Origin of the sequence: Nocardiopsis sp. CNT312 (assembly GCF_000515115.1) — a bacterium.
In the GTDB taxonomy this organism is placed as follows: domain Bacteria; phylum Actinomycetota; class Actinomycetes; order Streptosporangiales; family Streptosporangiaceae; genus Nocardiopsis.
Genome location: NZ_AZXF01000026.1, coordinates 36,832 through 48,770, shown reverse-complemented (window position 1 = coordinate 48,770; position 11,939 = coordinate 36,832). Strand labels below are relative to the sequence as shown.

At 69.3% G+C, this 11,939-nt stretch carries 13 protein-coding genes and 1 tRNA gene; 5 read left to right on the top strand and 9 right to left on the bottom strand.

The annotated features are described in order from the left end of the window. The first annotated feature begins 61 nt into the window (after window positions 1–61). Window positions 62–132 (top strand) — tRNA-Gly (locus B042_RS0113170). 295 nt (window positions 133–427) lie between these two features. Continuing rightward, window positions 428–1,123, top strand: coding sequence for an N-terminal phage integrase SAM-like domain-containing protein (locus B042_RS23100; protein WP_155989077.1), 696 nt, complete (start codon window positions 428–430; stop codon window positions 1,121–1,123). Here the strand turns inward: B042_RS23100 and B042_RS25050 are convergent. From B042_RS25050 to B042_RS0113145, 5 genes are all read right to left on the bottom strand, one after another. Further along, on the bottom strand, window positions 1,029–1,289 hold the full coding sequence (locus tag B042_RS25050; RefSeq protein WP_081748770.1) for a helix-turn-helix domain-containing protein: 261 nt from the start codon (window positions 1,287–1,289) through the stop codon (window positions 1,029–1,031). The genes B042_RS23100 and B042_RS25050 overlap by 95 nt on opposite strands. Further along, window positions 1,267–1,671, bottom strand: a complete 405-nt coding sequence (locus tag B042_RS25045) for a WhiB family transcriptional regulator (RefSeq protein ID WP_028648688.1) — start codon at window positions 1,669–1,671, stop codon at window positions 1,267–1,269. The genes B042_RS25050 and B042_RS25045 overlap by 23 nt, the downstream gene beginning before the upstream one ends. A gap of 707 nt (window positions 1,672–2,378) precedes the next feature. Next, window positions 2,379–3,215 (bottom strand): replication-relaxation family protein, encoded by an 837-nt coding sequence (locus B042_RS0113155; protein ID WP_028648687.1) that lies wholly within the window; start codon window positions 3,213–3,215, stop codon window positions 2,379–2,381. A gap of 145 nt (window positions 3,216–3,360) precedes the next feature. Further along, window positions 3,361–3,798 (bottom strand): hypothetical protein, encoded by a 438-nt coding sequence (locus tag B042_RS0113150; RefSeq protein ID WP_051415671.1) that lies wholly within the window; start codon window positions 3,796–3,798, stop codon window positions 3,361–3,363. Window positions 3,799–3,889: 91 nt separating this feature from the next. Further along, window positions 3,890–4,405: an ATP-binding protein gene (locus B042_RS0113145; RefSeq protein WP_081748768.1), complete on the bottom strand. Its 516-nt coding sequence runs from the start codon at window positions 4,403–4,405 to the stop codon at window positions 3,890–3,892. A gap of 325 nt (window positions 4,406–4,730) precedes the next feature. On the opposite strand from B042_RS0113145, the gene B042_RS0113140 reads away from it, so the two are divergent. Further along, a complete protein-coding gene (locus tag B042_RS0113140) occupies window positions 4,731–5,585 on the top strand; it encodes a helix-turn-helix transcriptional regulator (protein WP_028648684.1) in 855 nt (284 codons plus the stop codon). Then, a complete protein-coding gene (locus B042_RS23095; RefSeq protein ID WP_081748766.1) occupies window positions 5,582–5,974 on the top strand; it encodes a DUF397 domain-containing protein in 393 nt (130 codons plus the stop codon). The genes B042_RS0113140 and B042_RS23095 overlap by 4 nt, the downstream gene beginning before the upstream one ends. Here B042_RS23095 and B042_RS0113130 read toward each other — a convergent pair. Continuing rightward, window positions 5,961–6,806 carry an NAD(P)-dependent oxidoreductase gene (locus B042_RS0113130; RefSeq protein WP_028648683.1) on the bottom strand — a complete coding sequence of 282 codons (846 nt, stop codon included), beginning with the start codon at window positions 6,804–6,806 and terminating at the stop codon, window positions 5,961–5,963. The two genes, B042_RS23095 and B042_RS0113130, sit on opposite strands and share 14 nt — an antisense overlap. Before the next feature lie 192 nt (window positions 6,807–6,998). Between B042_RS0113130 and gltX the strand changes: the two genes are divergently transcribed. Next, complete coding sequence (gene gltX, locus B042_RS0113125) at window positions 6,999–8,366, top strand: glutamate--tRNA ligase (protein ID WP_028648682.1); 1,368 nt, start codon at window positions 6,999–7,001, stop codon at window positions 8,364–8,366. Window positions 8,367–9,637: 1,271 nt separating this feature from the next. On the opposite strand, the gene B042_RS0113115 is transcribed toward gltX, so the two are convergent. The 3 genes from B042_RS0113115 to B042_RS26885 are packed head-to-tail and all read right to left on the bottom strand — an operon-like array spanning window position 9,638 to window position 11,904. Next, complete coding sequence (locus B042_RS0113115) at window positions 9,638–10,540, bottom strand: sulfatase-like hydrolase/transferase (protein ID WP_028648680.1); 903 nt, start codon at window positions 10,538–10,540, stop codon at window positions 9,638–9,640. Window positions 10,541–10,544: 4 nt separating this feature from the next. Continuing rightward, window positions 10,545–11,792, bottom strand: coding sequence for a methionine adenosyltransferase (locus tag B042_RS0113110; protein WP_028648679.1), 1,248 nt, complete (start codon window positions 11,790–11,792; stop codon window positions 10,545–10,547). Then, a complete protein-coding gene (locus B042_RS26885) occupies window positions 11,773–11,904 on the bottom strand; it encodes a hypothetical protein (protein ID WP_255342344.1) in 132 nt (43 codons plus the stop codon). The genes B042_RS0113110 and B042_RS26885 overlap by 20 nt, the downstream gene beginning before the upstream one ends. Window positions 11,905–11,939: the final 35 nt, after the last annotated feature.

Here is an 11,939-nt window from a genome sequence, read left to right as displayed (position 1 = left end):
CGACAGCGGAGTTGGGCTACGATGGGCCTTGTTGCCGACCGGTGAACCATCGGTGGACGACGCGGATGTAGTTCAATGGCAGAACTTCAGCTTCCCAAGCTGATAGCGCGGGTTCGATTCCCGTCATCCGCTCCGTTCGAAAGACGGCCCCTGATCTGCGAATATCGTTCGCACACCAGGGGCCGTTTTCGCGTCGAGGGTGCACCAGCGGGTGCACGGGGCCGGGATTCGCCCGGCGGGTGTCCTCCGACCACCCCGTCATACACACCCCGGCCAGGGTGCGCGCGGGTACACGAATCAGGCGTGTGAGCGCGACAACCAGGGCGAATACGGATGGATCACCTGTTCTGGCACCGGGGTCGAAGGTTCTCCGAGATCCTTCACCAATTCCCTTCGCTTCCGCGCCGACCCGAGCGATGGTCCACGCATGGCAACCATCAACCAGCGAAAACTGGCCGACGGACGCATCCGCTACTGGGTCAAATGGCGCCTCGGCGGCACCCGTAGCGGCGCACCCCAGTCCGAACCCTTCGACGTCCACGCCGACGCCTACACCTTCAAACTCCACGTCGAAGCGGCGGGCCACCTGTGGCCAGAGCACTGGATCCCCCGCCGGGGGTGGGCCGAGGGGTGGGTCCCCGGCCACGGATGGGTGAACACCGACGACGAACCCGAAGACGAACCGGTGCTGTTCACCGACTTCGCCCGCGACCTGATCGACTCCATGTCCGGCATCGACGAACGCACCCGCGCCGACTACCACCGCGACCTCAACCGCCACCTGCTCCCCCACTTCGGGAAGGTGAACCTGCGCGACACGTCCCAGCTCAAACCCAAGGACGTCCGCGCCTGGGTCAACCACCTCCAGACCGGCATCCCCGACCCCAGGACCCCCATCAACCCCAACAACGGCAAGGGCAGCAAGAAGGGCGCCGAACGCGGCCAGAAGAACGGATGGCTGCGGCCCCCGCTGGCCCCGAAGTCGATCCAGAACCTGCACGCGCCCGCCCACCGGCCCCTTTCTCCCCCTACCAGGTGTGCGACCTCCCGTAGTAGGTGCGCCGTGCGGGGGCCACCCGCTGAGCGGACTGCTCCACGATCCGCTCCAGATCGGCGGCGGTGAAGCGGACGTGCTTGCCGAGCCTGCGGTGCGGCACCCGCCGCAGCCGCACCCGCTCGCGCAGCCACGACTCGGGCACCGCCAGCACCCGCGCCGCCTGCGCGATCGTCAGCAACCGCTCCCCCGCCCCGCCCTCCCGGCCCTCCTCAGGCCGCGTGCTCCCATCCACCGGCGCCACCTCCCCTCGCCCTGCGCTCGTCCCGGCGGGCAGCGCGGAACCGGCGCCGCTCCTCCTCCGACGCACCACCCCACACCCCGTACGGCTCGCCTCGCCTCATCGCCTCGGCCAGACAATTGACCTGCACCGGGCAGGCCCGGCACACCCGCTTGGCCGCGCGCACCGCCCCGCCCTGGGCCGGGAACCACAGATCCGGGTCCATCCCCCGGCACGCCGCGTGCGCCTGCCAGCCCCCACCCCGGGGTTCGGGCCGTGCGGGGCCGCCACGCGGCCCGTCCGCGCCCACCGCACCCGAACCGCCCATGGGGCGCGGGACCGGGGTCGGGGCCGCCACAGTGCCCCACTGCCGCCGTCGCCGATGCGCATCGCCCATGTCCGCCCTTTCGTGATCGGTCCGGGTCGCCTCGCCGCTTCCCGGTGACGGTCCCCTATGAAGCCGTGCCGGGGCCCGGATGCGACATCCGGCCTGCGAGATGACGGCGGCGGCGCGCGGTGCGGCTGGCGCTGGCACGCGCCAGGCGCGCCATGGCGGCCGTGGAAACGGCGCGCGAGAAATGCACGGGCGGTGCCGTTGCGGCCGCTTTTCTGCGCGGCCGTGGCCGCGCCAGGCCGCTGCCTTGGTGTGGCTCTTTATGGGTGGATGTGGTGGGAGAGAAAAGGTGGAAGAGGCGGGTGGGTGGGGATAGTGGGAGCGCCTGCGGGGCGGGTGTACGGGGGCGAGCACGCGCCCGCACACCCCGGGCGCCGCCCGCCCTACGCGAAGGTGAAGACCTACTTGGGTATACAGCCGGGGCGGCCGGTGGACCACCCCCAAGCCCGCGCGACCTGCACTGTGACTAGCGCCAGGGGTGGTCCACCCAAGGCCGGAGCCCCAGGCGGAGGCCAAGGCGGACTGGTTACCGGACCACCGATCGGCCCAGTCACAGGCCCAGTCACAGGCCCCCTCCGGTGCCCGCTTCTCACCGCACCCGGCCGCACCGCCTCAATCGGTGGATTCCTTGACCGTGGCAGGTCCCACCGAATGCAGACAGTTCTTTCCCGCGCGTCTGTTCCGGAATTCAGAGAAACGTTCTCCTGGACTCACACCTCCTTTTCACGACTGGGATAGTCGCGGGGAATGTCGGTCAGGAACACGCGGTCACAGCGGTGCGCCGGTCGCCAAATGCGCCCGGCGGCCCCGTGGACCGCCAGCTTCCGGTGGGTGGTCAGGTACACCCCCATCGTGCCGGTACAGGACTTGGCCAGTACGCGCGCGGCGTTGTCCTCGCGCTGGCCGGAGTGGACCAGGAACAGCACGATCAAGGGCGGCCTGCTGCGCTGGGCCAGGAGTGCGTAGCCGGGCATCTTCTTCTTGAGCTGGGTGAGGGGCTCGGTGCCGGTGTCGTACTCCACGAACGCGCCCACCGCCGCCCCGTTCTCCTCCCAGCGCACGCGGGCGTCGGGGCGGATGTAGCGGCCCCAGATCTCCCTGCACTTGCGCTCCGACCTCCAACGGCGCAGATCGGCGCCCGCCTGGCGGGCGCTGGCGGTGAACTCGGCGCGGGTCCGGGCCAGGCCGAGGATGTGGTCCAGGCGCGGGGAGTGGGCCAGCGCCAGAGCCCGGTCGGCGCGAAAGTTCAGCTCCTTGAGCTCCTTGCCCTGGTACAGGGCGACCAGCACCGCCCCGGTGGGGGAGAGGATCCAGTGGTCGGGGGCGTTGCGGTCGTGGGCGTGGCGGCGGAACCGGTCGGTGAGTCCGTAGCGGTGCAGGGCCAGCAGCCGGGAGCGGACCCGGCGGGCTCCGGCGTCGGGGAAGAAGAGGCGGTGCAGGTGGTGGGTGGTCAGCACCTGGTGCTGCCACAGGGCGACCAGGATCTGGCGGTCCCGATCGGTGATGCGGGGCACCAGCCGGGCCAGGGTCTGCTCGTAGTCGTTCACTTCTCGTCCTCTCACGGTCGCCGCCCCCGGAAAGGGGCCTACGTCCCCGTAAGAAGCCAGGGCGGGGCGGGGATGCGACACGGGGCGAAGCACCTTTTCCGGGGCGGCGCCGTGTGTCGGCGCCGCCCCTGGCCGGTCTTGGTTCTCAGCCGACGGTGCGCAGGTAGGTGCGCACGGCCTCGGCGAGGTCGGCCATGTCATCGGGCTGCTGTCGGGGCACGGCGGCCAGCAGGTCGCCCTCGAAGGCCCGCCGGGGCCGGGGCACGGGCGGCCGTTGCACAGGCGGCGGGGGCATGTAAGGGCGCACCAGCGCACCCCATACCTGGTCCGGGTCGGGCTCTTCCACGGGTGCCCGCCGCTCTCGCTGCGGACGCGGGCCGTGCGGCTCAGGCACGGACAGGAGGGCGGTGCGGGCACCGGTGGGCGGTGTCGGGGTGAGCGGGGGCCTGGGCCGCTTCGGGGTGTGGGGAACGAAGACGAAGGTCAGGGCCGCGGCGAGCAGCGCGGCGGCCACGGCCCACACCTGGGCCGCCACGGTCCGGTGGCGCCTGCGGTGGCGCCCGATAGTGTGGTGCACGGTCATCCTCCTGGTTGTGTCAGGTGGGTGGTCGCGCCCCGGCTCGGTGGTCCTAAGCACCGGACGGGGCATCTTCGTGTGAGGGAGTGGTCAGGGGTCAGGTGTCGGGGTCGCGGTAGGGGTCGATGAGTGCCCACACGGTCAGCGGTCCACCCGGAAAGCCGGTCCACCACCACCGCTCCGACAGGGCCGCCACCAGGTGCAGGCCTCGGCCGGACGGCAGCGGCCCGGCGGGGTCACCGGCCGGGGCGGGCACCGTGGCCGACCGTCCTGGGCGGGGGCCGTCATCGGTCACCGACAGCAGCACGACGTGGGCGGGCATCGTCTCCACGGTGATCCGCACGCGCCCGCACTTCTGGCCCGAGGCGCTGTGCCGCACCGCGTTGGTGACGAGTTCGCTGGCCACCAGCAGTACGGGGAACATCCGGTGGGCGGGCAGGCGCGTGCCCTGTCGGCACCAGCTCCGGACGCGGGCCACCTGGTCGTCGGTCCCGCTGAAGGAAGCGGCGCGCACCCCCGGGCGCGGGCCGGGCACCCTGCGGGGCAGCGCAGCGGGGACGGGCACCCCTTGGCTCTGCGGGTGGCGCGGTGGCGGGATCTCGAAATCGGGCATGGGCTGCTCCTCCAAGCGGCGTGCGTGAACCGGATGCGGTGGGTGAGCGCGCCGTCTGCACAGCCCGTCTCGGCAGGACCCTCTCCCCCGGTGATCGGCGGTTGCGGCGCAGGCGGCTCACCGTGCGCCGCGCGGCCCGGGCCCGGACAACCGTGACCGTCGGTTGTGGAACCAGCACGCGGCACAGGATCATGATGCATTCCAGGAACATTCCTGGCAAGTGCTGGGAAGAATATTTTGAAGTTCGTGGGAGGCCGGAAACCCGCAGCTGCCAGCCGTGCCACCATGGGCAAAGCCCACCAGGACACGAACCGAGGGGAACGACGTGGAAGCCCAGCAGAGCCCGGCCGCCGCCCGCCGAAAACTCGGCGCCCACCTGCGGAGACTGCGCTCGGCAGCCAAGCTCACCGGCGCCCGGGTCGCAGCCGACATCGGGTGCGCCCCCTCCACCATCAGCAAGTTCGAAGGCGGCAGCCTCATCCCCGACACCGAACAGCTCGACCAGCTCCTGGCCCTGTTCAACGTCCAGGACGCCGACGAGGCCCACTCACTCCACCGGCTCCTCGAAGCCGCCTCGGAGTCGGGATGGTGGGAGGCCTACGACGACGTCCTCCCACCCCGCTTCGACACCTACATCGGCCTCGAACTCGACGCCGCATCGGTCCAGGCCTACGAGACCACGCTGATCCACGGCCTCCTGGAGACCAGGGAGTACGCCAGCGCCCTGCTCCACGGCGCCTCCTTCGGCACCCCGCCCGAGGACATCGACCTCCTGGTGGACGTGCGCATGCGCCGCAAGGAACTCTTCGACCGCGACCCCGCCCTGCGGCTGTCCGTGGTCATGGAGGAAGCCGCGCTGCTGCGGCCCATCGGCGGCACCGAGGTCATGCGCGACCAGATCCAGCACCTCATAGAGGAACAGAGCCGGCCCCACATCAACATCCAGGTACTCCCCTTCTCCCTGGGCGCCCACGTGGGCCTGAACGGCAACATGGCCCTGCTGGAGTTCGAGGACCAGCCGCCCGTGGTGCACGCCGAGGGCAGCACCGGCAACAGCTTCCTACTCAAACCACGCGAAGTACGCCGCTGTAAGCTCCTGCTGAAGCGCCTGCACGAGATCGCGCTGAGCGCGAGCGAGACCACTCGCTACCTGACCACGACCCTCAAGGAGCTGAAGTGAACCACGCCCCCTGGGAGCAGCACGGCCCGGCCACCGCGTGGGTCAAAGCAAGCTTCAGCACCAACCCGCAGGGCTGCGTCCAGGTACGGGTCCCGCGCACAGGCCTGGTTGAGATCGGTGACACGAAGGACCCCCACGGCCCCACCCTGACCGTCCCCGCCCGGGACTGGGACCACTTCCTCGACCAGGTCGCACGCGGCACCACCGACTTCGCACGCCTGCACGCCGCGTTCCCGACCGGCGGCGGCTTCACCCTCACCGACACCGCCGCCCCCGGCTCCCCCGCACTCGTCTACACGCGGGCCGAGTGGGACGCCTTCAAGCTCGGCGTCGACGCCGGAGAGCTGCGCGGCCACGACCCGCGCGGCGCCCTCGTCAGTCGCGCCTGAGCCGATCCAAGACCTGTGGCAAGGACAGTTCCCGGCCGTCCTTGTCCGCCTCCCACAAGTCGAACACCGTGGCAGCGGCCTCGGCCATCTCCTGGGGAAGACCAGCAGCGGCCAGGGTCTGGGACACTTCCCGCATCTCCGGAGCCCAGCGCCATGCCTTGGCTGCCACACCGGTCAGGTAATCCGGAGTGGCCAGAGGGGACTTGGCCAGACGGCGCGCCTCGGCCGTCAGGTATTCGTCCACCCCGTGCGCGCGCCCCAGCGCCTGCGCGACACCAGCCAGGGCGCACGCGGCCTTCTGGTATGAGCCGTAGGCCATCTTCAGGGACGAGGCGGTTCCTACTGAGCCCTCCGTCTGGATCTGGACGACGGCGGTGCCCGCGAACAGTTCCGCGGCCACCGCCGTCTCCCCTGGTTCCCCGGAGAGGTAGAGGTGGGCGGCAGCGGAACCCCCGGGCGGAGGGCCGATGACGCATCCGTCCACTGTGCGAACCCCATCGGCGGCCATGTCGTCGGCGATCTTTCGAGCGCGTTCGGGGCTGATGGCGTTGGCCTCGACGAAGAGCCCCGAGAAACCCGCCTCCCTCACCGCGTCGGCCGTCTCCTCGGCAGCGGCCGGTGGGCACAGGGAGATCACCACGGACGAATGCTCCAGGAGCGAGCCGAGCTCGGGAACGGCGTCGAGTCCGGCCTGTTCGGCACGCCGAGCGCTCGCCTCACTTCTCCCGGTGGGGCACCACAGGACACGGACACCGGCCTTGGCGAGCTCGTGCCCGACAGCGGCACCCATCTGGCCGGGATGTAGTAGGCCAACGGTGACGGGGCTGGTCATGACGTGTGTCCTTCAGGGATGGCGGGAGGTAGCGGGGCACAGAACTCGATGGTGTCACCTCATCGCCGTCTCAACCGGAGTAGGCATCCTTTGGCCGGTCGGAAACGACGAGACCCGGAGACCCTACGGGGATAGGATCCTCGGGTGACTGACACCTCGATTCGCACCAGGTTCGCACCGTCCCCGACCGGCATGTTCCACGTGGGCAACGCCCGGTCCCTGCTGCTGAACTGGGTGGTCGCACGACAATCCGGCGGCACCATGGTGCTGCGGATCGAGGACACCGACGCCGCCCGCTCCCGCCCCGAATGGACCGAGGGAATCCTCGCGGCCATGGCCTGGTTGGGCGTGGACTCTACCCAGTACGAGGGCCCCTACTCCCAGACCGACGCCGCCGACAAGCACACCGAGGCCGCCCAGGGCCTGCGCAAGGAGGGCCTGGCCTACTACTGCGACTGCACCCGCGACCAGGTCCAGGCCCGGCGTGACAACCCCAACCTGGGCTACGACGGGTTCTGCCGCGACCGTGTCCTGGACGCGGGACCGGGCCGGGCGCTGCGCTTCCGGATCCCGGAGGGTGGGCCGACCGTGGTCGAGGACCAGATCCGGGGCCGGGTAGAGTTCCCGCACGACGCCTTGGAGGACTTCGTCATCGCCCGCGGTGACGGCACAGCGCTGTTCGTGCTGGCGAACGTGGTCGACGACGTTCAGATGGGCATCACCCATGTCATCCGGGGTGAGGAGCACCTGTCCAACACCCCCAAGCAGCAGCTGCTGTGGGAGGCGCTGGGGCACATCCCGCCGGTGTGGGCGCACGCCCCGGTGCTGGTGAACGACAAGCGGCAGAAGTTGTCCAAGCGGCGCGACAAGGTCGCCATGGAGTCCTACCAGGCCGAGGGCTACCTGCCCGAGGCGATGGTCAACTACCTGATGCTGCTGGGCTGGGCGCCTGGTGAGGACCGCGAGATCATGCCGATCGAGGAGATGATCCCGCTCTTTCACCTGGTCGATGTCAACTCCTCGCCCGCGTTCTTCGACGAGAAGAAGCTGCGCGCCTTCAACGGCGACTACATCCGTGCCCTGGAGGTGGACGAGTTCGTCAAGCGGTGCGCCCCCTACCTGGGGGGTGAGGGGGTGCCGTGGCGGATCGAGGACTTCGACGCGGACGTCTTCGCCCAAATCGCCCCGCTGGCGCAGAGCCGGGTTGCGGTGCTGAGCGAGATCGTGCCGAACGTGGACTTCCTGTTCTTGGACGCACCGGTCTTCGACGAGAAGAGCTGGGCCAAGGCCATGAAACCCGGCGTCGGCGTGGAGATACTCACCGCCGCGATCGCCTCCTACTCGGACGAGGCTCTGTCTTGGGACGCGGAGTCCCTGAAGGGAGCCCTTGAGCAGGCCGGGGCCGCTCAAGGGCTCAAGCTCGGCAAGGCTCAGGCACCGGTACGGGTGGCGGTGACCGGCCGCACGGTCGGGCTTCCGCTGTTCGAGTCGCTGGAACTGCTCGGGCGTGAGCGCACGCTGACACGGCTTAAGGCCGCGTTGAACCGGCTCAGCTCCTGACGGGCCAACGCCAGACGGTGGTTCACCAGCCAGGAGGGGAAGACCTCCAGGAGCTTCGTCACATGGGGCCCGTCCCGTTGTCCGATGAGCACCCAGCGCACCGGGTGCGGGGGTGGGCCCTTCGCCGCTCCACGTGACCAGGAGTCCAGCCACCGCCACGCCTCTTCGGCCTGTCCGGGAGGCGGTTCGTAGTCGATCGCTGAACCGGTGAGTGCCCGGCACAGCCGAAGCTGCTGAGCCAGTGGACGCGGGTAGTGTCGGGTGATCCACCCGATGACATGCGTGGGGGCGCTCGGACAGTGACCACTCAGTTCCTGCCAGGCCACCGCCGGGTCAAGGGTGGCGGACAGCTTCCGGTCCACGGAGTCCAGGCGGCGTTCGTCCAGCAGGCTGTCCCCGTACGAGGGAAGGTCCGTACGGATCCGCCCCACGAGTTCGGAGAAGCCGACTGGCCAGGCGGAGGCCTGTGCTCGGGTGAGGTACGGCTCGGTCAGGAAGTAGCGCAGAGCCGAGGGCCTGACACCCCGATCGAGCAGGTCGGCGACTCTCGGCAGTACGGTTCCCTTCCCCAGGACCTTGGGCAGGAACAAATGGGCCGGAGGAAGCCTCCCTTCGACTAGAGCCCAGTGCAGGCGGACCTGGACGGGTGTGGCGTCCCTCTTGTCGGTACCCCGGACGATCAACGTCGTGCGCTGGTCGATGTCGTCCACCACCGTGGCCAAATGCCACAGGGCCCACCCATCACTGCGCATGAGCGGAACCGCCCCCTGCGCCGGGGAGCGGGCCGTGGTCGCGTTCACGGGCACGGAGGCGGTCAGTGCCTCGGGTGAGACACCCCGCGCGGTCATGAGCCGGTCCACGGCATCCACATCGAGGCAGGCAAGGCCGTGCCGTACCGTCAGGAGCCGCCGATTATCCAACCTCTGGAGTGCCCGCCGGTACCGGGCGTCACGTCGACTCTGGCGAAGGGCCATCATCCCGGGTTCGGTCGGTATCTGGGCCACCTGGCCGATCTCGTGGACGAGCGTGGGGCGGTGCTCGTCGCGGCTGCGGAGACCGTCGCTGTCATCCCACCGGATCGCTACATGCGCCCGAACGCCGAGGTGGTGCGCGGCGCTGTGGGCGAGGAGCGCGGTGAGCAGGTGGGTGCGCAGAACTCCCACACGGAAGGAGGCGTGGTTGGAGGAGATGCCCAGGCGCGTCCGAACGCCTTCGGAGGAGGTCGCGGTGATCGCCGAATGCGTGAACCACGGTTGGGAGTCCGCCATGGATCAGCCTCCACCCAGCACGCCGCACCAGAGCGGGACTGTGGATACCGTCGGGTGGGGGTGTCCGTGACCGAACCTGCCGCCTTCCCCGAACTCCTCACCGTGGTCGGCACAGACCACCACCAACGGGCGTCTTGTGGCCAAGCGGGAGAACAGATCACCCAGGCGGGCATCGGCCCACTCCAGGGCCCGCCGCTGCATCCCCAGGAGAAACGCGATGTCCTCAGCGGCCAAGACGTCATCTCCGGAGGCGCTCCCGTGGGAGTCGTGCAACCGGTAGAGGACCGCAAGCAGCTCCCCGGAACGGTCCGTGAGAGGGCTGCACGGTGTCGTGTAGGGGATGTGGGTGCTGGGGCAGTTGAGGAACAGGAAGAACCGCTCGGCTTCCAGGCACAAGTCCGCGAGCCGCTGGGTGTGAGTCAGGGGTAGAACCTCGTCACGGTCGACGACACGCGTCGCCATGGTGGCCGGAGTTCGTGAGAGCCGTCCGAAGTAGTGGAACTCCGGAAACAGCGCCGGAAGGCTGTTGGCGGGATTCGTGGAGTCGAAGAAGGTCACGCCACCTACTCCGATCACCCGGTAGCCCTTGTCGCTGTAGTGCGCCATCAAGGTGGGGCCCTCGAAGGGGATGGCAGCGTGGCGCTTGGCGGCACGGGCCGCAGCGGAACGCCAGATCGCGTCCACACGGTCTCCATTGAGTGCGAGGAATTCCGAGACGGGTCGGGGCAGGAACCCGTTGAACAGCGCGGCGTGGGCGGGAAGCGTGTAGGTTCCCGGGCTCTCGGCCCGCGCCAGCGGACCGAGCCTGTCGAGGTTCGGTGTGTGGGCTTTCACCGCGATGTCGTAGCGGCAGGAGTCCAGCGTGACGAGCACGACGCTGCGGTCGGCCGGATCGGCGACGGCCATCGGTTCACACCTCCAGGACCAGCGACGGGTCACGGAAACGGTCGATCGGCGACAGCTCCAGCAAGCGCTCGGAGAGCAATGGCAGTTCGGCCAGCGTCGCGGCGGCCAATTCCTCGATGCCCCCGTGGTCGTGACGGGTGCCCCGTCGTTCCAACCGCACACCCACGAACGAGGGGTCTTCCAACGGGTCGCCATTACGCGACACAAGCACCACCTCGTTGGGCACGCCGAGCTTGGCGTGGATGCGGTCCGCCAGACGTGCGGCGGCGAGCGTGTACAGCTTGCCGGTGTGGTGTACCGGGTTTTTCCCGGCCAGGGCCTCCACCCCCGCCCCACCGCTGGCGGAGATGACTCCGTTGGCCTTGTTACCGCGACCGACGAGTCCACAGTCGCCCTTGCCCAGCGAGGTCCCGAAAGGTGCGAGGTAGGCGCTTCGGCCGCGGTCCTTAGTGTTGACACTCAGTCGTGTGAGCCACGGACACAGCCGGACGGTCGGGTGCTGGGTAACGAAGGAGTCGAGCCGGTCGTACGCCTCACGCACCAGGGCGGTGTACTCGCGGTGCGAGCCCACCGCTTCCGGGCGCACCGGAAGGCAGGCCGTCACCTCCAACACGTCCGCTGCCCTGGCCAGCATCACTTTGATATCGGCCCCGAGCCCGTCGAGCCCTTCCCTGAAGCAGACACCGTTGGCGTGGTTCTCCACATCGATCGCCAGCGCGTCCAGGGGATCGGCGGGAGCGTAGGCGCTACAGAACGCGGTGTCGTTGGCCAGCGCATCCTCACCGGGGACACGGCGCTTCTCGTCGGAAGTTGGGCGGTAGAACGAGGCCGGATGATCCGTCGCCACGCCAGCGGTGTTCTCCCCGACGGTGCGCAGGTGCTGGAGGATGTCACTCCCGACCACCTTCCCCAAGACCTCCTCGACCGCCGCCGTGAACAGGTCCTCGATCGGGAGGCGCTCAGAGCCAACCGAGCGCGTCACCTTGCCGAACAGGTAGGCGGTTACGGGCTTGTGGATCGTGTAGCCGCCGAAGGTGACCTCGGCCTCCGCCCCGATCAGGGCCACCTTGTCCACCCAGTGGTTTGGGACGAATCCGAACCGGTCGAGCCCGTGGAGCGAGTAGCGTCGGGAGAACTCCTCCGCGACGAGGTCGGCGAGGGAGTCCGGGTGCCCGACCCCCTTGCGCTCGACGACGTTGAATCCCGTGCTCGCGGAAGGACGCGTGAGATCGTCATGCCAGGTAACGCGCATTGATCATCTCCAGTTGTGCGGGAACAAGCAGGGGCGTGATCAGATTCGCGTTCGTGATGCGCAGGGGATGCGCTTCTATGCCCCACCAGTCGTCGAGCCCGACGACGTTCACACGGACTTCCTTGCCTCGAAGGCTCGTCCGCCAGG